Here is a 21,136-nt window from a genome sequence, read left to right as displayed (position 1 = left end):
GATGAGCACAAAAGCGGCAGAAGTCGCTCGCGAGACGACTGAAGCAGCCACTGCTCGGAACCGGCGGGCTGGTCGTAATACTCGTGAGGCGATTCTCGACACGGCCGAGGAGCTGTTGCAAAGGCGCGGCTACAACGCGTTTTCGTACCACCACATCGCCGTTCAGCTCGGGATTCGCAACGCGGCGATCCATTATCACTTTCCAGCCAAGGAAGACCTCGGGATCGAGTTGGTCTCGCGCTTCCGCATTCGCCTGGCCGAATGGATCGAAGTGCTGGAAGAGCGCGAGTCCGATCCCTGGGCGCTGCTCAATGCCTATTTCGAGTTTTATCTCGACTACCTCAATGAGGGCGGGCGCAAGATCTGCTTCAGCGGAATGCTGGGCGCCGAGTTCCAGGCGATACCGGACGGGATGCGTGAAGAAGCCCGTCAATGCATGGAGCAAATCCTGCACTGGTTGGTGAGCGTGTTGCAGCGGGGCGAAGCAGACGGCCGGCTTCGCTTTGAAGGCCCGCCGGAAGCCAAGGCCGTGCAACTCGGGGGCGCCTTGCAGGGCGGCTTGCAGATTGCTCGCGTCGCCGGACCGGAACGCTTCCGGCAGCTGATCGAGCAGCTTAGGCTGGAACTGCGGCCAAGCGACGGCTGAGCATTCGTCGACCCGGCGCTACCGGGTCTTTCTGAGCAGGACCACGGTCGCTCCCGATCCACCCTCCTGCGGCTTGGCGGACGCGTAACCCAGCACATCTTTGCGGCGCGTCAACCAGCGCGCGACCGCGGGTTTGATCACCGGCCCCGCTGCCGTTGATCGAAGCCCCTTGCCGTGAATGATTTTCACGCAGCGGTATCCGCGATCCAGCGCATGGGCCAGAAATGCATGCAATGCCACGCGCGCCTGCTCGCGGTTCAGACCATGCAGGTCGATGCTGGCCTGCAATGTGAACGCGCCGCGGCGCAGCTTGCGAAAATCGCTGTCCGATAGTCCGGCAACACGGTAGCTCAGGCCCTCGGCGGATTCCTCGTGCGCTTCGGGGTCGCCTTCCAAGGATTCGCGCAGTACCGCTTGCTGATCCAGCTCGGTCTGGCGCGGCGTGGTGTCGGGCGCGACGCGATGCGGGCGCTCTCGCGCCGTTTGCGGCAAGGGCTGGACGCCGCCATAAGCCGATTCCAGCAGGCTGCGGTCGTCGTCGTCCGAATCCTGTGTCCGGTTGGCACTCATGGTGCGATAAGATACCGGCGTTGGCCGACGCTCTGCACGGCCTGAATCGAACACCATGCATATCCTCGTTTCCAATGACGACGGCTGTCAGGCTCCAGGCCTGATTTGCCTCGCCGAACGTTTACGTCAATTCGCCGACGTCACTGTCGTGGCGCCTGATCGTAATCGTAGCGGCGCCAGCAACTCGCTGACCTTGATGCGGCCTTTGCGCGTGCATTCGCATGCCGACGGCACGCGTTGCGTCGACGGCACTCCAACCGATTGCGTGCATCTGGCGCTGACCGGATTGCTGGATGATCCGCCCGATATGGTGGTCTCCGGCATTAACGCTGGCGCCAATCTGGGCGACGACGTGCTGTATTCCGGCACCGTGGCCGCAGCCATGGAGGGCCGTTTTCTGGGTTATCCGTCCATCGCCGTGTCTTCGACGGCGGTGGAACCCAAGCATTACGCCGCGGCGGCCGAGGTGGTCGTGCGCCTGATCGACACCATGCGCGAAGTCCCGTTCGCCGACAGCACGATTCTCAACGTCAATGTGCCCGACAGGCCCTTTGACGAACTCGAAGGCGTGCTCAATACGCGCTTGGGCAATCGCCACAAGGCCGAACCCGTGATCCGGGACCATGATCCCAAGGGACGGGAGATTTTCTGGATCGGGCCGACCGGACCGGAGCTCGATGCCGGGCCAGGGACCGATTTCGACGCAATTTCGCGCGGCTATGCCGCCGTCACCCCGATTCAGGTTGACCTGACGCGCCACGAAGCCATCGAGCCGCTAGGCCGCTGGCTGCCGTCGCTGCACACCTGAGTCATGGTCGGACTACGACACCCCCATGCGCGGGGACTGGGCATGACCTCGGAGCGCAACCGCAAACGCCTGGCGGACCGTTTATACGAAGAAGGCATTCGCGACGAACGCGTGCTGCGGGCGATTGGCGCGGTGCAGCGCCACCGGTTTGTTGATGAAGCCTTGGCCAACATGGCCTATCGCGATACGGCGTTGCCGATCGGCCATGGTCAGACCATTTCACAGCCACTGATCGTGGCCCGGATGACCGAGGCATTGCTGGAGCCTGGACCCTTCGCCCGCGTGCTGGAGGTCGGTACTGGCAGCGGCTACCAGGCAGCAGTGCTGGCCGAGCTGATCGACGAGGTGCTGACCGTCGAGCGCATCCGGCCGCTATACCAGCGCGCCGGGCGGCTTCTGCGCGAGCTGGGTTATCACAACGTCCGACTGCGGCAGTCCGATGGGTCCTGGGGATGGCCGCAGCTCGGCCCGTTCGAGCGCATTGTGGTCACGGCCGGCGGAGCGCAGGTTCCCGAGGCCCTGCGCGAACAGTTGGCGCCGGGCGGGGTGCTGGTCATGCCGGTGGGTCCGTCAGGCCGCCAGGAGCTGGTCCGGTTCTCACGGCAGGGTCAGGAGTGGACCGAAGAGTCGCTAGGTCTGGTGAGTTTCGTGCCTCTGGTCTCGGAGAGAGACTGATTCAACAATCGGCCGCACTGGCGGCCACCATGCCTGTGCGCAGGTGCAAGGGGAGTTTAGAACGACATGTTTCGCCGCCTGTATGACTGGACCATGCTCAAGGCACGACACCGTCACGCGCGAGGCTGGCTGTTCGGTTTCGCGGTGTCGGAGGCCGTCTTCTTCCCGATTCCGGTGGACGTGCTGCTCGCGCCCATGGTCATGGCCGCTCGGGATCGCTGGTGGCGTCTGGCGCTGTTGACCACCTTCGGCTCCGTCGTCGGTGCATTGGTTGGCTATCCGCTGGGTTATTTTCTGATCGAAACCCTGACGCCGCTGCTGCATGATGTGGGGTATTGGGACGCCTACCAGCACGCACAGGACTGGTTTGCAAAATACGGGTTCTGGGCGCTGCTGGTTGCAGGGTTTACGCCGATACCCTTTAAAGTGTTCACCATTGCAGCCGGCGCGGCGGCCATGCCGCTGTTGCCATTCGTGGCCGCTTGCGCGGTGGGCCGGGCGGGGCGGTTTATCTTGGTGGCCGGGCTCGTAGCACTGGCCGGGCCAACGTTTGAACAGAGGTTCTTGCGATATATCGACGGAATTGGATGGGCGTGCCTGGCATTGATCGGTATCGGTTTGCTGTTCTGGCGGTTTGCCTAACGCTGGTACTCGGCGGCTGCGCTTCGGCCGTCCGCTGGGAGAACACGGCAGATGGGGTGCAGGGGCAGACCTATACGGTCCGTCGCGGTGACACCCTTTATTCGATCGCGTTTCGGCATCAATTGGATTACCGCAGCCTTGCGCGCTGGAACGGAATCGGTGGCAGCTATCTGATCAAACCGGGTCAGACGTTGCGGCTGTACCCCAGCGGGAATACGCAGCAGCCCGACACCACGGTGGCACGATCACCGAGCCCGACAACACGCACGCCACCGCCTGCACGCAGCCCGACGCGCAGCACGCCGACACCGCCTTCGCGGCCTGCGAGTCCCCCGGCAAAGCCTGCGATCGCCAAGGGACAGTGGTTGTGGCCGGTGCGCGGCGACATCCTGCGCGCGTATTCCGAGCGCTCCAAGGGCATCGACATCGGCGGACAGGTTGGGGAGTCGATCCGGGCATCGGCAGGTGGCACGGTGGTCTATGCGGGTAGCGCGTTGAAGGGTTACGGCCAACTGGTGATCATCAAGCACAGCGAGGCCGAGCTGTCGGCCTACGGCCACAACCGCAAGTTGCTGGTGAAGGAAGGGCAGCGGGTCGAGCAAGGCGATGTGCTCGCGGAGATGGGCCTGGGCCCATCGCGGCAGCCATTGCTGCATTTCGAGATCCGCCATAACGGCCAGCCGGTCAATCCATTGGGCCTGTTACCGCGCGCCTAACACCCGGGCTGGCAAAAGGAACGCGACTTCCGCGCCCAGTTCGATACAATCCCCGGCCCTGTACACCGCGCACTGCGGTGTCAATCCGACTACGAATAGACGAAGCCCGGCCGTGAAGGATCACTTCCAGCGCATCGAGCGCCTCCCCCCCTACGTTTTCAACATCGTTGGCCAGCTCAAGCAAGAAGCGCGAGCCCGGGGTGAGGACATCATCGATTTCGGCATGGGCAATCCGGATCGCCCAACGCCGCAGCATATTGTCGACAAGCTGACGGAGGCCGCGCAGCGTGGCGACACGCATCGCTATTCGGTATCGCGGGGCATCCCCCGTTTGCGTCAGGCGATTTGCGACTGGTATCTGCGTCGTTTTGATGTCGAGCTCGATCCGGAATCCGAGGCCATTGTCACCATTGGATCCAAGGAAGGGCTCGCGCATCTGGCCCTGGCCTGCCTGGGCCCCGGTGACATCGTGCTCGTGCCGAATCCCGCGTACCCCATCCACCCCTACGGTGTGGTGATTGCTGGTGCCGACGTGCGTCACGTGCATTTGTCGAATGACACGGAGGAGTTTTTCACCGAGCTCGAAAAGGCGCTGCGCGAGTCCTGGCCTGCGCCAAAGATGATGCTGCTGAACTTCCCGGCAAACCCCACGGCGATGTGCGTGGACCTCGCGTTCTTCGAGCGCGTGGTCGCGATCGCACGGGAGTTCGATTTGTGGATTGTTCAGGATCTGGCCTACGCCGAGCTGTGCTACGACGGATACGAGGCGCCGTCCATCCTCCAGGTCCCCGGCGCAAAGGACGTGGCGGTGGAGTCGTACTCGCTGTCCAAGACGTACAACATGCCGGGCTGGCGCGTCGGATTCATGTGCGGCAATCCGCAGTTGATCGCGGCGCTGGGCCGCATGAAATCCTACCTGGACTACGGCATGTTCACGCCCATCCAGGTGGCGGCGATCGCCGCTCTCAATGGACCACAGGACTGCGTGGCCGAAATACGCGAAACCTATCGATCGCGGCGGGATGTGCTTTGTGATGGCCTTGCCAGCGCCGGCTGGGTTGTCGATCGACCCAAGGCGACCATGTTCGTCTGGGGGCAGATTCCCGAGGCCTATCGCCATCTCGGTTCGCTGGAGTTCTCCAAGCTGCTGCTCACCGAGGCCAAGGTCGCGGTCTCGCCTGGCATCGGTTTCGGGCACCACGGCGACGAGCATGTCCGGTTTGGCCTGATCGAGAACGAACATCGAACACGACAAGCCGTCCGCGGCGTCAGGAAATTGCTCCGCGACGGAACAGGATCCATTTAATGAACGAGTTGAAACTGGGCCTGCTGGGTCTGGGTACGGTGGGCGGCGGCGTGTTGACGCTGCTGGAGCGCAACGGGGATGCGATCGCCAATCGTGCCGGACTGCGCATTCGCGTCGTGGCTGCCGCCGTCCGCGATGCCGCGAAGGCGCGTCCCGGCGCGGAGGATGTGCGGCTCACGACGAGTATCGATGAGGTGATCGACGATCCGGATGTCGACGTCGTATTGGAACTGATGGGCGGCACCGATGCTGCGAAGACGGCGGTGGAGCGTGCGATTCGAGCGGGCAAGCCCGTCGTGACCGCGAACAAGGCGCTGATTGCATTGCATGGACAAACCCTGTTCGAGCAGGCCAAGGCGCAGGGGACGACGGTCTCGTATGAAGCGGCCGTGGCCGGTGGCATTCCGCTGATCAAGGCGTTACGCGAAGGGCTGACCGCCAACAAGATTCATAGTATCGCGGGCATCATCAACGGCACCTGCAATTACATCCTCACCGAGATGTCGCAGACCGGCGCCGCTTTCGACACGGTGCTGGCAGATGCCCAGCGGCTAGGTTACGCCGAGGCAGATCCGACCTTTGATGTTGGCGGGATCGATGCTGCACACAAGCTGACCATTCTGGCGTCGATCGCCTTCGGAATTCCGCTGTCCTTCGATCAGGTGACCACCGATGGGATCGGCTCCGTCACCGCGGAGGATCTGACTTACGCCAGGGAATTGGGCTACCGCATCAAGCCGCTGGCGATCGCACGCCGGCAATCCAAGGGCGTGGAACTGCGTGTACACCCGACTCTGGTGCCGGAGAAGGACCTGCTCGCAAACGTCAATGGCGTGCTCAACGCCGTGGTCGTGCGCGCCGATGCCGCATCGCCCACGGGCTATTTCGGTCCGGGCGCGGGCGCAGAGGCCACCGCCTCGGCCGTTCTGGCCGATGTGGTCGATCTGGCGCGCAACAGCACTGGCGTGAAAATGCCTGCGCTGGGGCAGTCTGAAGCGCTGCCAAACCCACCGAGGCCGTTGTCGATTGACGATGCCGTGTCGGCGCATTATCTGCGCCTGCGCGTGGCGGATACGCCGGGTGTCCTCAACGCGATTTCCGGCGCCTTGGCCGAACATGCCATCAGCATCGAGGCCATCGTGCAGAAGGAGTTGCCGTCACCGGTGAGTACCACGACGGTCATTATCCTGACGCAGCCCGTCCCGGAGCGCGTCGCCGCGGCAGCCTGCGCCCAGATCGAGGCCTTATCTGCCGTTTCAGACACCGTCCACCGCATCCGCGTGGAGCATTTTGATGAGTAAGAGCATTCCCCTGGGCCTGATCGACCGTTATCGCGATCGGCTCCCCGTTGCCGACGACACCCCGGCTGTCACACTGGGCGAAGGCAACACCCCGCTGATTCCACTTCAGCGTCTGGGTCATCCCTGTCAGGTCTACGTGAAGTTCGAGGGGCTGAATCCCACCGGTAGTTTCAAGGACCGTGGCATGACCATGGCAGTGACCCGGGCGGCCGAGCTGGGGGCCAAGGCCGTGATCTGCGCATCCACCGGAAACACCTCCGCTGCGGCGGCGGCATATGCGGCCCGCGCCGGCATGCAGGCCTTCGTGTTGATTCCCGAAGGCAAGATCGCCCGCGGCAAGCTGGCGCAGGCCGTGATGCACGGTGCCAAAATTCTGCAGATTCGGGGCAACTTTGACGACGGCATGTCGCTGGTGAAGGCGGTGGCCGAACAGCTGCCGGTCACGCTGGTCAACTCGGTCAATCCTTATCGTTTGCAGGGTCAGAAGACGGCCGCGTTCGAAATCGTGGAAGCGCTGGGCCAGGCTCCGGATGTCCATTGCCTGCCGGTTGGCAACGCGGGCAACATCACCGCGCACTGGATTGGTTACAGCGAGGCCGCCGGGCAGGCGACTGCGGCCACGAGCTTTCGCGACGAACGGAGCAAGCACGCGCCAGCCGCGATGACCGACCGGCGTCCCGTGATGGTGGGGTATCAAGCCACGGGATCGGCACCATTCATGCGCGGCGCCCCTGTGGCGCAGCCGGATACCGTGGCCACGGCAATTCGGATCGGCAATCCGCAGAGCTGGGATGCAGCGCATGTGGTTCAGCGCGAATCCGCCGGCTGGTTCGACGAACTGACCGACGAGGAGATTCTCGCCACCCAGGCTCGGCTCGCGCGCGAAGAAGGCGTGTTCTGCGAGCCCGCGTCCGCGGCATCGCTGGCCGGCGCCCTGCGTGATATCGAGTCAGGCCGGATCGCAGCCGGGAGCACAGTCGTATGCACGCTCACCGGACATGGACTCAAAGACCCGGACATCGCCGCCGAACATGTGGCCGGTGCCAGCCAGACGATTGACGCCACGTTAGGCGCCGTCGAGCAGGCGCTGGGCGCATCACTGGACGCTTGAACGGATCACTCTGGCAGGCCAGGCCTGTCGTCAGCGATGAGCACCTGCCGCGGAATCTGCACCCGGTGGTGCGGCGCGTGTACGCCACGCGCGGGATGCAGCGGGCGCAGGAAGCCGATCTCCAGCTAAAGTATTTATTGCGGCCGTCCAGCCTGAAGGGGCTGGATGCTGCGGCCGGCCATGTGGCTGACGCCATTACCGCCGGGCACCGGATTGCCATCGCGGGTGATTTCGACGCGGACGGCGCCACGGCCAGCGCGCTTTGTGTGCGGGCATTACTTGCATTGGGAGCTGCCGACGTCCGGAGTTTCGTGCCTGACCGGTTTCGCTACGGCTACGGCTTGTCACCGCAGCTTGTCGCGGACATGGCGGAGTTCGCGCCCCAGCTTCTCATTACCGTGGATAACGGCATTTCCAGCCATGCCGGGGTCGATGCGGCGCGGGCGCAGGGCATGCGGGTGGTGGTCACCGATCATCATCTGGCCCCGGTGTCGCTGCCGGCTGCGGATGCCATCGTCAATCCCAATCAGCCCGGCTGCGCCTTTCCCAGCAAGGCGCTATGCGGTGTCGGCGTGGCGTTTTATCTGCTTTCCGCCGTTCGCAGGGCGTTGCAGGACCGCGGACGCACGGACGACTTGCCGAATCTTGCGACCTATCTGGATCTGGTCGCGCTGGGTACCGTGGCTGATGTCGTGACGCTGGACTACAACAACCGGATCCTCATCGAACAGGGCCTGCGCCGGGTGCGTGCGGGTCGCGCGGCGCCGGGCATCCTCGCGTTGCTGGACCTGGCCGGGCGGGACTATACGCGCGCCACTGCCCAGGATCTCGCGTTCGCCGTGGGACCGCGACTGAATGCGGCGGGTCGGCTCGATGACATGAGCGTCGGCATTCGTTGTTTGCTGTCGGACGACCCTCACGAAGCGAGGACACTGGCCGCCCAGCTGGACGCGCTAAACCGAGAACGTCGGCAGATTCAGGATGGGATGCATGCCGATGCGCTGGCCGAGCTGGAGTCGGTTGGCCGCGATTCCGATCAGGTGGGCCTGGTCGTCATGCAGGCAGACTGGCATGAAGGTGTCGTGGGCCTGGTCGCCTCCAAGGTCAAGGAGGCGCGTCACCGGCCCGTCGTCGCCTTCGCACCGGCGGCATCGGAAGCCGGGACGCTCAAGGGTTCGGCGCGGTCGATACCCGGGTTTCACATGCGTGACGCGCTCGCGGAGATCGACAGCCTGACGCCGGGTCTGATCGGAAAGTTCGGTGGCCATGCGATGGCGGCGGGGCTCAGTCTTGCAATCGACCGGCTCGAGGCGTTCCGCCTGGCTTTTGATGCCGTAGCACGGCGCCACCTGAGCGATGAGCAACTGGCGGATATCCGGCTGACAGACGGGTCGTTATCGGCCGCGGAACTGGACCTGGAGACGGCGACGGCGCTGGAAGCCGCAGGTCCGTGGGGGCAGGGTTTCGAAGCGCCATTGTTTGAAGGGCAGTTCCAGGTGCTCGATCAACGCATTGTCGGTGAGCGGCACGTCAAGGCGAAGCTGGCCGCTGCGCCTGGCATGGAGATCGGCGCGATCGCGTTCAATCAGGAGCCGATCGAAGCGCAGTCGGTGAGGGCGTTGTACCGCTTGGAGGCCAATGAGTTTCGCGGATACGTTAACGCCCAGCTGGTCATCGAGGAGTGGCGGGCTGACTAGGCGCAGCAGGTTGAGCCGGTTGATGGGCTGCTCTTAGCTGTCGTTTGCCAATTGGTGGCTTTGCTCGAAGTGGAATTGCAGCGGGACAGGTCGGCCAACGACAAAGCCCTGGATGTAGTCGACGCCGAGTTCCATCAGCGGTTCCTGTGCGGCGGGGTTGTCCACCTTGCCGGCAATGACCTTGGCCTTGAGTTCGCGTAGCACGCGGATCACCGACTCAAGCGCGACACGGTCCACCCGTTCACCGGCGGCGCGATGCGATAGCGACTGATCGAGTTTGACGAAGTCGAAGCGCAGCGCTTTCAACAACTCCGCGCCGTCTAGGCCGGAGTGGAAGTTATCCAGCACGAAGCGGCAGCCGATGGGCCGAAGCGCCGAGAGCAGTTCATGGGTTTCGACCCGGTGGCGGATCGCTGCGCTCTCGTCGATCTCGAAGCAGATGCGGCTGGCGGGAAGCGCAGCTCCATCGAGCTCCTGGAGCACGAAATCGAGGAACTTCGGATCCCTCAGTGACGCGGTGGACAGGTTCAGCGCGTAGAACTGATTACCGTCAACCACGCCCTGTTCTGCGACATGTTCCAGCAGATGATGCAATACGTAGCGGTCGATCTCGGATGCCATGCCTGCTCGGGCGGCAGCGGGCATAAATGCTGATGGGGATGCCCAGAACCCCTCCTCATCTTCCAGCGAAACGTGGACCTCCACGCCGGACGGCAGGCCGTGCGCCAGCGGTGAGATCTCCTGCGAAAGCAGATGGAATAGCTGTTGGTCCAATCCGGTGCGTAGCCGTTCGATCCATAACGCGTCGGAACTGTTGGCGGTGGCGGATCGGTCTTCGACTCGATAGCGACGGATGACGTTGCCGCCGACGGCTTTGGCGGATTGTACGGCGCTTTCTGCGCGGCGCAGCAATTCCATGGACGTGCCAGCACCGGGATCGACCTTGACCAGGCCCATACTGAATTCGACGCTGACGTTCTGGCCTTCCCAGCGGAAGGGCGAACGTGTCACCGCGCGCCGGATGGCATCGGCCTGAGCCTCGGCCGCGTCCAGGGTCGCATCGCGCAGCAGCACAATCAGCTTGTCGCCGCCCAGCCGATACACGCGTCCGGCGCGGCCGACTTCGTCGGTGTAGACATGGGCGAGATGCCGCAGCAGCTCCGATCCGGCATTTTCACCGTGAATGGCATTGATACGCCGCATTTGATCGATGTCGACCAGAATGATGGCGTGGCGTCCGCCATCGGAGGCCTGTTGCTCGATCAATCCAGAGATATCGTCGTCGAACGCCGAGCGGGAGAACAGTCCGGTCAGAGCATCGCGCGACAAATCCGCGGCGGGCTTCACGTCGTCGGTGCCGGTCTGCAGATTTTCGTGAATCGCCACCACAGCGCCGATGATTTCGCTGCCCCGACCGCGTACGGGTGCAACTGTCAGCGCCGCATGGCTTTGGCCGCCGGCGGCGTCGCGTACCACCATATCGGTCAGACGCAGGCGCTGTCCGCCGACGAGCGCGCGTTCAACGACGTCGTCTTCATACGCGGCGCCATTGAGATGCGATAGCTGCAGAACCCGGGTGGCCTGCCATCCCTTGACCTCCTGATTGGATCGGCCGATCAGGGTTTCCGCCACCGGGTTGATGTAGTCGACCTGGCCCTGACGATTCGTGGTGATCACACCGTCGGCGATGCACTTGAGCGTCATTTCCGCGCGCTCTCGGGTGGCCGTCAGGTTCTCGACGGCCGTCTTTCGCTCGCCAACCTCCAGCACCAGCTGGGTATTGACCGCCTGTGCCTGTTGCGCGATCTCGGCGACCAGGCGCGATCGCTGGTTCAGCCACGCGGCGAGCTCGCCAACCTCGTTGCGGGCGGCTTCGTCCAGCGTGACATTCAGCGCGTCATCCACGCTGTCCGACTGTTGCAGGGCTGCGATCATGCGCCGGATGGGCGTAAGAACGCGCAGGCGGATCAGGCCGATCAGCAGAATCATGGCGATGATGACCAGGCCCACGGTGACGACCATGGTCTGCGTCACGATGTAGTTGGCCCCGGCAATTTCTTCGCTGGCGTTTTCGATGACGATCAAGCGCCAACCGGTCTCGCCCACGGTGCCGAATCGGGCAAAGCTGTTTTCGCCGAGGGCGGATTCGGGCGGCAGGGTGACGCGTGACCACTCGCCAGCTTGCTGTCCGCGAGTCCACAGAACGGCCAGCAGCGATTCGGCTTCGGCTCGGCCCAGGTCCCGGGTGGCATCGCGCAACGCCGATACGGTTTCGGCCTGATACCGATCCAGATCGATCGACCGCCGGACCCGCCGCTCTTCAGCGCGGTGTAGGGCCAGGGCGAGCGGTGCCAGGCCAGCCATGCCTTGTCCCAGCTCGGCCAGATTGTCGGCGTTGGATGCCTGCGCCTGCAGCTGGTCGCTCACCGCCAGCAGGCGCCCGCTGGCGTCGGAGAGCAGGGCATAGCCGCGCTCGGTTTGGAGTGACTGCTGCAAGGCGGTTTGCAAGCCACTCACCGAATAGTCGACGGAGACCGCTCCGAGATAGCGTCCGTCCTGACGCACCGGCACCGCGCAGGTGACGACAGCCTGGTTGAGCAGCAGATCGGTGCGACGGCCTGTCCACGCGCATTGGCCGGCGGGCGCGTATTGCGCCAGCGTGTACCAGAGTTCGCCCTGGTAAGGAATGCGCGCGCTGTCATTGAAATCGTCACGGCGGGTGATGCCGTCGGGCGTCATCTGCCACTGAAAGGCGGCGCGTTCGCGGTTTCGCGCGAAGCTGTTGGGAGCAGGCCACAGCGCCAGCCCGATGATAAGTCCATCGGAGGATCGGGCGGCGGACTCCAGGAGTCCCACGCCAAGACGGCTGATTGTCGTCTCGTCGCGTATGGACTGCTCCAGCGCGATCGCCAGTGGGCGGGCGAGAGCCGGCGCGTCCCGCAAAGAGCGTGACAATGACGATTCGGTGGCCGAAGTCCGGGCTACGGCGGCTTCCTCCGCTTCGGAGATCAGCTGGGAGCGGACGAGTTGATCACTGAGCCAGACCGCGGCGGCGACCAGCAACAACAGCAGCACAAAGGCCACTGCGATCAACTGGAATTGCAATCCGCTCCACCATGGGTGGCGCGAACGCGTCCGGGTCGAGTCGTGTGTCACATTCGCCAACGAGGCCCCACAATTCGGCAAACTGGCAGAATGACCGAGTGTAGGTGGCTAACGCCCAGATTCCAACAAACTTGAGTCGCGGCGAGCCGTTAGATGACGCGCTAGCTCAGGATTTCAGCCGCAGTTTCAGTTGCGTCTATAAGTTGTTGAATGTCTTGAAAGGAGTTGTAGCAAGCCATTGAGGCACGCACCGTGCCGGGAATTCCGAATCGCGTCATCGTCGGCATGGCGCAATGGTGGCCGGTGCGTACGGCCACACCGGATTGATCGATGAGTGTCGCCAGATCCTGCGGATGCACGCCATCGATGACAAAGGACACGATGGGCGCCTTGACCGGGGCGGTGCCGATGAACCGCAAGCCATGGATGCTTCCTAGCCCCGCGACCGTCGCCGCCAGCAAGGCCTGTTCGTGTTTGAGCAACGCGGCGTGATCCAGGCCGTCGAACCAGTCCAGCGCGGCGGCCATGCCGATCGCTCCGGCGATGTTCGGCGTGCCGGCTTCAAACTTGTAGGGCACCTCGTTCCAGGTGCTGCCTTCCAGCGTCACGGTCTCGATCATCTCGCCGCCGCCGTGCCAGGGCTGCAGACGCTCCAGCCACGACCTGCGTGCAATCAGTGCGCCGATGCCCGTCGGCCCATAAGCCTTGTGCCCGGACATGGCCACAAAATCGGCGTCCCAGGCCTGCACATCCATGCGTTGGTGCACGGTCGCCTGCGCAGCATCGACGAGGACGGCCGCGCCGACCGCATGCGCGGCATCGGCGATCTCGCGAACCGGATGCATGGTGCCGAGCGCGTTGGAGCATGCGGCGACCGACACGAGGCGGACCCCCTGAAGCAGCGCATCCAGATCACTCAGGTCCAGCGTTCCATCGTCGCGCAGCGGGATCCAGCGCAGCGTCGCGCCAGACCGCTCGCAGGCGAGCTGCCAGGGCACGATATTCGAGTGGTGTTCCAACTCGCTAATCAGCACCGCGTCGCCGGCTTTGAGCTCCGACTGGGCGAAACACTGGGCGACGAGATTAATGGCTTCGGTCGTGCCGCGTGTCCAGATGACTTCGCTGCGATCACGGGCATTGACGAACTCGGCGAGACGGTCCCGCGCGGACTCGTATTGTTCGGTCGCGCGTTCGGCCAAGGTATGCAGGCCGCGGTGCACGTTGGCGTTGTCGTGCTGGTAGTAGCGGACGAGGGCGTCGAGCACGACCTGTGGCTTCTGCGTGGTCGCGGCGTTGTCGAGATAGGCAAGGCGGCGGCCCCGTACCTGCTGATCGAGAATCGGGAACGCCCGGCGGATGGCGTCCACATCGAACAAGGTGCTGGTCGCTGCTTCGGCGGCGCTCATGCGAAATTCTCCATCGCTGCGGCGCCGGGGAGGCGAGTTTCCAGGTGGCGCTTGACGGTGGCGCGAAACGCCGCCGGAATCTGCCGCAATGCCGGACGCACGAAGCTTTGCGTTAACAATGCGCGCGCCTCGTCGCGTGAGAGCCCACGCGAGCGCAGGTAGAATTCCGCGTCATCATCAAGCCGGCCGATGGTCGAACCGTGGGCGCAGGCGACGTCGTCGGCGTAGATTTCCAGCTCCGGCTTCACGTTCGCCTCGGCGCCCGGCGTCAGCAACAGGCTCGCCAGTTGCTGTTCCGAATCGGTGCCGTCCGCGCCCTTGGCCACATGGACGAGAGCATCCAGCACCACCCGGCCGCGATCCTGGGCAAGCGCGCGGCCCTGGGTCCGGCTCACGCAGTTCGGTGCGCGGTGGTCGATGCGAATCTGGTGATCCACGTGGGATTTTCCGATCGCATAGAGCATGGAATTGACCTGCGCGCTGGCGCGTTCTCCGTCCAGCGTGACATGCAGGTCCAGCCGGCCGGGGCGGGCGCCCAGCTCCAGCAGATTGGCGACCAGCTCACCGCCATCGGCAACGGTCGCGTGCAAACGGTCGACCGCCTTGTGGGTTTGGGCGGTGTCCTGCAGGCGGGTGAAATTCAAAGCGGCATCGGCTGCGAGCTCGATGCTCCAGCCCTGCGTCGAGAGTGCCGCGGCCTCATGCGATAAGGACTGGTCGAGCAATGTGGCCGACGCGCCTTGTTCCAGCACGATCTGGTGGCGCACGTGATGCATGCCGCCACCGGCGCCATCGCTGGTCAGATTCAAGATTTCCAGCGGCCGGGGCAGCGCCACGCCAGCAGGTACGTGCAGATACAGGCCGTGACGCGCCAGCGCGATGTTCAGGCCCGACATGGCGTCGACCGGTGCCTGCGCGGGCGCCGTCAGCTTTTCCGGATTCAGCTCAACCCCGGCGGGCAGTTCACCAAGATTCGAGCGCGCGGCGTCGAAAATACCGTTGATGTAAACCACCCGGTCGGTGTCTGGCAGCAGCGCGACGTCGGGCACGGCGTCCTCGCTGACGGTCGCCGTCGTCCATGGGGTTTCGTCCAGATCCGACAGGTCGGTGTACTTCCAGGCTTCCTGACGCTTGGTTGGAAACCCTTCGTGCTGCAGCTTGGCGAGGGCCTGCGCACGCCAGTCGCGTTCGCGGCTGGGCCAGGCACCGGACTCGAAGACGTTCTCAAGCGTGTCTAGGGCAACCGAGTTCACGCTGCCTCACCCGTGACCCAGCCATAGCCACGTTCTTCGAGTTCGCGGGCCAGTTCTTCGCCACCGGATCGCACGATGCGGCCGCCTGCAAGTACATGCACATGATCAGGCTGCACGTAGTCGAGCAGACGCTGATAGTGGGTGATCAGTACAAAGGAGCGCTCGGCGCTGCGCAAGGCGTTAATGCCGTTGCTGACCAGCTTCAGCGCATCGATGTCCAGGCCGGAATCGGTCTCGTCGAGAATCGACAACTTCGGCTTGAGCAGTTGCATCTGGACGATTTCGTTGCGTTTTTTCTCACCGCCGGAAAAGCCTTCGTTGACACCGCGATGGATCATGTCAGTCGGCAGTTCCAGCGCCTCCATGGCCTTGCGGATATCCGCCAGAAAGCCCATGGCGTCGATCTCGGGTTCGCCACGCGCCACGCGCCAGGCATTGACGGCGGCCTTCATGAAGTAGGCATTCGAAACGCCGGGGATCTCCACCGGATACTGAAAGCCCAGGAACAGGCCGGCGACGGCGCGCTCTTCAGGCTCCATCTCCAGCAAATCCTTGCCATTGAAGTGCACCGAACCTTCGGTGATCACGTAACCCGGCCGACCGGACAACACGCCACCCAAGGTGGATTTGCCCGAGCCGTTCGGACCCATGACGGCGTGAATCTCGCCGGCACCAATGGTCAGGTCGATGCCCTTGAGAATCGCCTTGTCGTCGACGCTGGCATGTAAGTTCTTGATTTCAAGCATGGATGAAACCGTTGTAAAGATGAATGAGGTGAATGGCTTAGCCGACGGCGCCTTCCAGCGTGACGGCCAGCAACTTGCCGGCTTCGACGGCGAATTCCATGGGCAGCTCGCGGAAGACGTCCTTGCAGAAGCCGTTGACGATCATCGACACGGCGTCTTCCTCCGACATGCCGCGTGAACGGCAGTAGAAGAGCTGGTCCTCGCCGATGCGCGAGGTGGTCGCTTCGTGTTCAAGAATCGCCGATGGATGCCGGACTTCGGTGTACGGAAACGTGTGAGCGCCGCAGTTCGGGCCGATGAGCAGCGAATCGCATTGCGTGTGATTGCGTGCGCCTTCGGCCTTGGGGCTGATGCGCACCAGCCCGCGATAGGACTGATCCGATTGGCCCGCGGCAATCCCCTTGGAGACGATCGTCGAGCGGGTGTTCTTGCCCAGGTGGATCATCTTGGTGCCGGTATCGGCTTGCTGGTGGTTGTTGGTCACCGCCACCGAGTAGAACTCACCGATGGAATTGTCGCCACGCAGCACGCAGGAGGGGTACTTCCAGGTAATCGCCGAGCCGGTTTCCACCTGCGTCCAGGCTATGTGGGCATTGCGCCCGCGGCAGTCGCCGCGCTTGGTCACAAAGTTGTAGATGCCGCCACGGCCGTCTTCGTCGCCGGGATACCAGTTCTGCACGGTCGAGTACTTGATCTTGGCGTTATCCAGCGCCACCAACTCCACCACGGCGGCATGCAACTGGTTCTCATCGCGCTGCGGTGCGGTGCAGCCCTCTAGGTACGACACCTCGCTGCCTTCCTCCGCGATGATCAGGGTGCGCTCAAACTGCCCGGTGTTCATTTCATTGATGCGGAAATAGGTCGACAACTCCATCGGGCATTTCACGCCCTTGGGGATGTAGACGAAGCTCCCGTCGGTGAACACGGCCGCATTCAACCCGGCGAAGAAGTTGTCGCGGGCGGGCACCACGGTGCCGAGGTACTTGCGGACCAGTTCGGGATGGGACTGCACCGCCTCGGAAATCGAGCAGAAAATCACCCCGGCATTGGCCAATTTTTCGCGGAAGGTCGTGTGCACCGACACGCTGTCGAATACGTAGTCCATCGCGACGCCGGCCAGCCGCTTCTGTTCTTCCAGCGGAATGCCCAGCTTTTCGTAGGTTTCCAGCAGCTTCGGGTCTACCTCGTCCAGCGACTTCGGCATGTCCGCCATGGACTTCGGCGCCGAGTAGTAGGAGATCGCCCGGTAGTCGATGTCGGGGATATTGAGATGCGCCCACTGCGGCTCAAGGCGGTCCTGCCAGACCTTGTAGGCATTCAATCGCCATTCCAGCAGCCACTCCGGCTCATTCTTCTTGGCCGAAATGAAGCGAATGACTTCTTCGTCCAGTCCCGGCGGGAGCGTGTCGGATTCCAGATCGGTGACAAAGCCCGCCTCGTATTTGCGGGTCTTGATCCAATCGCGGATTTCTTCAGTACTGGTCGCCATAACAGGTCAGCTTGTGCGTTGAATGGAGTCGGCCGGAATGCTGACCGACGTGGGCGGGGCGAAGCGGCGGGCCAGGGCGGCTATGCGGCCGGAGCCGGGCATCGCCAAATCGGCCAGCGACACCTGATTCAGCGCCATGCGCACGGCGCGGTTGATCAGATGCCAGTTGCCACGGGTGCCGCAGGATTGCTCGATGTCGCAACGATGGTCATGAATCGAGCATTCGGTTAGCGCGATCGGCCCTTCGATCGCCTCGATGATCTGGGTAACGGAGATGTCTGTCGCCGGACGTGCGAGCGCATAGCCGCCATGTGCGCCGCGTTCCGATTGCACGAGCCCGGCCCGTGCCAAGTCCTTGAGCACCTTGCGCGCGGCGTCGGCCGGCAGAGTCGTTGCCGCGGCGAGATCGGTGGCGCTGCGGCGCGTGTCGCTTTGCGCCAGCGTGGTCATGATGACCGTGCCGTAGTCGGTGAGCTTGGCGAGTCGGAGCATGGGCCGAGAACCTCTGCGCAGGTCGATGAATAAAAGAGGACCTAATTGGTCCTAATTATAGAGTTCTGGTGCCGCAGTCTCAACCGGAGGCTCATACGCACCCCGTATACTCCAGGCCATGAACAGTGCGAACGCATACCCGGCGGTCGTCTTTGACGTGCCGTCGCCCTACACCGAGGTTCGAACGGTGCAACCGGGCGACATTGACCGGCTGGGGCATACCAACAACGTGGTCTATCTCGGGTGGCTTGAGGCCGTGGCCTGGGCGCATTCGGTGCATCTGGGTCTGGGCTGGGAGCTGTACCAGCGCATCAACGCGGGGTTTGTCGCGCGGCGGCACACGCTGGACTACCTGCGCGCCACGTTTGTCGATGACGAGCTGCATGTGGCGACCTGGATCACCGACAATCCCGGCCGTGTGACCATGGAACGCGCGTATCAGATCGTGCGCGCCGCAGACGGCGCCACGGTGCTGCGCGGCACGACGCTATGGGCCTGTGTTGATCTGCAAACCGGACGGGCTCGCCGCATGCCGGCCGAGTTCGCCAATGGGTTTGTTGCTGTTGATCCGGGCTAGCGACCGGCCACTACCCGTGCGAGAAATCGCTCGAACAGTGCCTCGATAAGCGGTAACGAGTCGATCAGTCGGTGCTCGTCGTCCAGCAGGTGCAATTCGGCCGGGTGGGTTTGCGCAAAGCGCAGCGCTGAGGCAGGCGGGATGACCGTATCCTGCCAGCCGTGGACCACGGTACAAATTGGCGGGATGTCCGCTGGTTCCTCCTCGAATCCAGGGTAGTAAAGCGCCGGGGCCAGCAGGAACAGGCCGGCGGGCTTTAGCCCGGCGCAGGCCTGCGCGCTCACATACCCGCCCATGGATGAGCCTGCCAGCACCAGGCAATCCGACTGCGGATTCTGCTTGAGCAGCTGCGCGACGCGCGCATGCGGGTCTTTTGTATGGCTGTAGTCGGGACTGTCGACCGCGAAGCCCATACGCTTGGCAACGTCGGCCAGCGCCAGGATTTTCGTGCCCCAAGGGCCGCTCTCCATGCCATGGGCGAAGACGACGAGGCGGTGGGCGGGGTCGGAAAGAACGGTCATGGCTCGAATCTTTTGGGCTGATGCAGTCTAATCAGGCTGTCATGGCACGAACCAAGCCACAACGAAACCCCGAACGGCTCGACATCCGAATGAGCTTCACCGTGCGATACGGCGAAGAACCGGAGGACGAGCTGGTGGTCATGCGTGAGCGTCCGCTGAAGCTGGTCGGTAACGTGTTCCGCTATCGCGACAAGATCATGCAGGGTTTGGCGACCACGCTGGTGCGCGTTGCGTTGATACAACCGAAGATCGCGCGTCGTGTTGTCGGCGCCAGCCGTTCCGTGCGGCGCGCTCCACCCAAGAAACCCTGATCAAAAAACGCTCATGCGCTATCTGTTCTACCTGAACTGCGCCGTCATGGCGCTGGCCGCCGTGTTGGCGACCGTGTTGGCCGTGGTCTGCCTGATTTATGTCGTATACCTCGACCGGGAGCCGCAACTGGGCGAGGAGCTGGGATTTCTCGTCACCACGACCGTCATCTTCACGGTGACAACGGCAGGCGCTGCGCTGGCCGTGGTCGGGCAGTATCGCAAGCGTCCATGGCACTGGGCGGGGCTGGCCTTATGGCTGGCCTCGATCGGACTGGTCGTCCGCCTGTTTTCACCCAGCTGAGGTCGGTGTGGATCAGGTGCTGATACACCGAGCAAGACAGTGGCGCGCCTTACCGGCGGTGATGGCGGCACTGGTGTGGTGCTGGCTGGCGCTGCATGCGGCGGTTTGGGGCGGCGTGGTGCTGTTGCCGATCGGCTTGGCGCTGGTGGCCGCTTCGATCATGGCCTGGTTGCATCCCGGCGATGCACGTCCACATCAGATGATGGCCTCGTTCGCCGTGGTCGGCGTGCTACTGCTGCCAATTCTCGGTTTCGCGGCGGGCTGGGGCGGCTGGCTGCTGCTGGTGCTCGCCGTGGTGATTTTCGTGACATCCGGCTGGCTGGCCATTGTCGAGCAGGCTCCGGTGGCCGGGATCCCCCTGGCGGAGCCCGAGCCGCGGCTCGCCGCAAAAGTGGCTTTGGATAATGCGCTGCTCGGCTATTTCGTCGCCACCGCGCAGATTCCGGGGCCGCGCAACGCCCAGCGCATCGCACAGGAGATGCTGGAAGCCGATACGGTCATGCAGGCGCAGGGCTGGGTCATGAACCCCGCGCAGTATCACGCCGCGCCGGAGACGCCGCAGGAGGTGACGACGCGCCAACGGCAGGTCTTCGGCCATCCCTTCACGCATCTGCGGTGGACCAGCGCATTCCGGGCGCATGACGAGTTGCCCGGCGCATCGCGCTACGGCGCCCATTTGGCGCCTCGGCATATGGACGCGTGGATGCTGCGCCATGAGGACGGCCCGCGTCCCTGGCTGATCGCGATACACGGCTACCGGATGGGGACGCCAGCCATCGACCTGTCCCTGTTCTCTCCCGATTGGCTGCATCATCAGCTCGGCCTCAATGTGTTGATGCCCGTGCTGCCGCTGCACGGTCCGCGCCGCATCGGACGCCGCAGTGGCGACGGGTATCTGGGCGGGGAGTTTCTCGACCTTGTTCACGCACAGTCACAGGCCTTGTTCGATCTGCGCGCCTGCGTGCGCTGGCTGACCGAGGCGCAGTCGGCGGAGCAGATCGCCGTGCTGGGCTACAGCCTTGGCGGCTACAACGCTTCACTGCTGGCCACTTACGAGGCCGATCTGGATTGCGTCATTGCCGGGATTCCGCTGGCTGATGCCGTCGATGTGTTGTGGCGGCATTTCCCCGTGCTACCGAGGCGGTCCGTGGAGTCGCTCGGTGTCAGTGACGCCATGCTCCGCCGCGTCATGCACCCGCTGTCGCCGCTGGCTCGGGCATCGATGGTGCGGCCGGATCGCTGCGCCGTGTTTGGTGCCCTGGCGGATCAGCTGGTGCCGCCCGCTCAGGTGGCGCGCCTGGCCCGGCATTGGGGGCTTGAGGCGCCGGTCTGGTACCACGGATCGCACCTGAGCGTTCGCCGTGAGCCGGTCGCCCGCTACGTGGTCGAGCGGGCGTTGCTGAACGCGGGGATGATTGACCGCGAAAACACCGCGCCAAGACCTTTGATCCGCTAGACTTTCC

Annotated in this window: 21 protein-coding genes; 13 read left to right on the top strand and 8 right to left on the bottom strand. The window is 63.7% G+C overall.

The genetic code is table 11. The features are described 5' to 3' along the window. Position 1: 1 nt before the first annotated feature. Entirely contained in the window at positions 2–646 is a 645-nt protein-coding gene (locus tag ACE1EY_RS11885) for a TetR/AcrR family transcriptional regulator (protein ID WP_291513498.1), read from the top strand. Between the two features lie 18 nt (positions 647–664). Here ACE1EY_RS11885 and ACE1EY_RS11880 read toward each other — a convergent pair whose 3' ends face one another. Continuing rightward, positions 665–1,216 (bottom strand): Smr/MutS family protein, encoded by a 552-nt coding sequence (locus ACE1EY_RS11880; protein WP_370300251.1) that lies wholly within the window; start codon positions 1,214–1,216, stop codon positions 665–667. A 55-nt stretch (positions 1,217–1,271) separates the two neighbouring features. Here ACE1EY_RS11880 and surE point away from each other — a divergent pair, with 55 nt between their 5' ends. The 8 genes from surE to recJ all read left to right on the top strand — a co-directional run bounded on the left by surE (position 1,272) and on the right by recJ (position 9,472). Next, on the top strand, positions 1,272–2,024 hold the full coding sequence (gene surE, locus ACE1EY_RS11875) for a 5'/3'-nucleotidase SurE (protein ID WP_291513496.1): 753 nt from the start codon (positions 1,272–1,274) through the stop codon (positions 2,022–2,024). Positions 2,025–2,027: 3 nt separating this feature from the next. Further along, entirely contained in the window at positions 2,028–2,699 is a 672-nt protein-coding gene (locus tag ACE1EY_RS11870) for a protein-L-isoaspartate(D-aspartate) O-methyltransferase (protein WP_370300250.1), read from the top strand. A 66-nt stretch (positions 2,700–2,765) separates the two neighbouring features. After that, a complete protein-coding gene (locus ACE1EY_RS11865; protein WP_291513494.1) occupies positions 2,766–3,341 on the top strand; it encodes a YqaA family protein in 576 nt (191 codons plus the stop codon). Continuing rightward, positions 3,293–4,057 (top strand): peptidoglycan DD-metalloendopeptidase family protein, encoded by a 765-nt coding sequence (locus tag ACE1EY_RS11860; RefSeq protein WP_291513493.1) that lies wholly within the window; start codon positions 3,293–3,295, stop codon positions 4,055–4,057. Before ACE1EY_RS11865 ends, ACE1EY_RS11860 begins: the two co-directional genes overlap by 49 nt. 112 nt (positions 4,058–4,169) lie before the next feature. Next, the gene (alaC, locus tag ACE1EY_RS11855; protein WP_370300249.1) at positions 4,170–5,363 is read left to right on the top strand and encodes an alanine transaminase; all 1,194 of its coding nucleotides are present in this window, start codon (positions 4,170–4,172) and stop codon (positions 5,361–5,363) included. Beyond that, a complete protein-coding gene (locus tag ACE1EY_RS11850) occupies positions 5,363–6,664 on the top strand; it encodes a homoserine dehydrogenase (protein ID WP_291513491.1) in 1,302 nt (433 codons plus the stop codon). The genes alaC and ACE1EY_RS11850 overlap by 1 nt, the downstream gene beginning before the upstream one ends. Further along, positions 6,657–7,775, top strand: a complete 1,119-nt coding sequence (thrC, locus tag ACE1EY_RS11845; protein ID WP_291513490.1) for a threonine synthase — start codon at positions 6,657–6,659, stop codon at positions 7,773–7,775. The genes ACE1EY_RS11850 and thrC overlap by 8 nt, the downstream gene beginning before the upstream one ends. Further along, positions 7,772–9,472 carry a single-stranded-DNA-specific exonuclease RecJ gene (gene recJ / locus ACE1EY_RS11840; RefSeq protein WP_291513489.1) on the top strand — a complete coding sequence of 567 codons (1,701 nt, stop codon included), beginning with the start codon at positions 7,772–7,774 and terminating at the stop codon, positions 9,470–9,472. The genes thrC and recJ overlap by 4 nt, the downstream gene beginning before the upstream one ends. A 33-nt stretch (positions 9,473–9,505) precedes the next feature. On the opposite strand, the gene ACE1EY_RS11835 is transcribed toward recJ, so the two are convergent. The 6 genes from ACE1EY_RS11835 to ACE1EY_RS11810 all read right to left on the bottom strand — a co-directional run bounded on the left by ACE1EY_RS11835 (position 9,506) and on the right by ACE1EY_RS11810 (position 17,963). After that, the gene (locus ACE1EY_RS11835) at positions 9,506–12,577 is read right to left on the bottom strand and encodes an EAL domain-containing protein (RefSeq protein ID WP_291513488.1); all 3,072 of its coding nucleotides are present in this window, start codon (positions 12,575–12,577) and stop codon (positions 9,506–9,508) included. Positions 12,578–12,738: 161 nt separating this feature from the next. After that, positions 12,739–13,983 carry a SufS family cysteine desulfurase gene (locus ACE1EY_RS11830; RefSeq protein ID WP_291513487.1) on the bottom strand — a complete coding sequence of 415 codons (1,245 nt, stop codon included), beginning with the start codon at positions 13,981–13,983 and terminating at the stop codon, positions 12,739–12,741. Next, positions 13,980–15,236, bottom strand: coding sequence for a Fe-S cluster assembly protein SufD (sufD, locus tag ACE1EY_RS11825; protein WP_291513486.1), 1,257 nt, complete (start codon positions 15,234–15,236; stop codon positions 13,980–13,982). Before sufD ends, ACE1EY_RS11830 begins: the two co-directional genes overlap by 4 nt. Next, positions 15,233–15,982 (bottom strand): Fe-S cluster assembly ATPase SufC, encoded by a 750-nt coding sequence (sufC, locus tag ACE1EY_RS11820; RefSeq protein WP_291513485.1) that lies wholly within the window; start codon positions 15,980–15,982, stop codon positions 15,233–15,235. The genes sufD and sufC overlap by 4 nt, the downstream gene beginning before the upstream one ends. A 37-nt stretch (positions 15,983–16,019) precedes the next feature. Further along, a complete protein-coding gene (sufB, locus tag ACE1EY_RS11815) occupies positions 16,020–17,471 on the bottom strand; it encodes a Fe-S cluster assembly protein SufB (protein WP_370300248.1) in 1,452 nt (483 codons plus the stop codon). 6 nt (positions 17,472–17,477) lie between these two features. After that, on the bottom strand, positions 17,478–17,963 hold the full coding sequence (locus ACE1EY_RS11810) for an SUF system Fe-S cluster assembly regulator (RefSeq protein ID WP_291513482.1): 486 nt from the start codon (positions 17,961–17,963) through the stop codon (positions 17,478–17,480). Positions 17,964–18,081: 118 nt separating this feature from the next. Here ACE1EY_RS11810 and ACE1EY_RS11805 point away from each other — a divergent pair, with 118 nt between their 5' ends. Then, positions 18,082–18,540: a thioesterase family protein gene (locus tag ACE1EY_RS11805; protein WP_291513481.1), complete on the top strand. Its 459-nt coding sequence runs from the start codon at positions 18,082–18,084 to the stop codon at positions 18,538–18,540. Here ACE1EY_RS11805 and ACE1EY_RS11800 read toward each other — a convergent pair. Further along, positions 18,537–19,061 (bottom strand): alpha/beta fold hydrolase, encoded by a 525-nt coding sequence (locus ACE1EY_RS11800; RefSeq protein WP_370300247.1) that lies wholly within the window; start codon positions 19,059–19,061, stop codon positions 18,537–18,539. The two genes, ACE1EY_RS11805 and ACE1EY_RS11800, sit on opposite strands and share 4 nt — an antisense overlap. A gap of 41 nt (positions 19,062–19,102) precedes the next feature. On the opposite strand from ACE1EY_RS11800, the gene ACE1EY_RS11795 reads away from it, so the two are divergent. The 3 genes from ACE1EY_RS11795 to ACE1EY_RS11785 are packed head-to-tail and all read left to right on the top strand — an operon-like array spanning position 19,103 to position 21,129. Next, on the top strand, positions 19,103–19,372 hold the full coding sequence (locus tag ACE1EY_RS11795) for a hypothetical protein (protein WP_291513479.1): 270 nt from the start codon (positions 19,103–19,105) through the stop codon (positions 19,370–19,372). A gap of 13 nt (positions 19,373–19,385) precedes the next feature. Next, positions 19,386–19,673 (top strand): hypothetical protein, encoded by a 288-nt coding sequence (locus ACE1EY_RS11790; RefSeq protein ID WP_291513478.1) that lies wholly within the window; start codon positions 19,386–19,388, stop codon positions 19,671–19,673. Positions 19,674–19,680: 7 nt separating this feature from the next. Further along, positions 19,681–21,129, top strand: coding sequence for a prolyl oligopeptidase family serine peptidase (locus ACE1EY_RS11785; RefSeq protein WP_291513477.1), 1,449 nt, complete (start codon positions 19,681–19,683; stop codon positions 21,127–21,129). Positions 21,130–21,136 lie beyond the last annotated feature (7 nt).

Source organism: Abyssibacter sp. (genome assembly GCF_964229365.1).
In the GTDB taxonomy this organism is placed as follows: Bacteria; Pseudomonadota; Gammaproteobacteria; order Nevskiales; family OUC007; genus Abyssibacter.
Note: the sequence above shows the minus strand (reverse complement) of the source record. Positions and strands in the feature narration are given on the sequence as shown.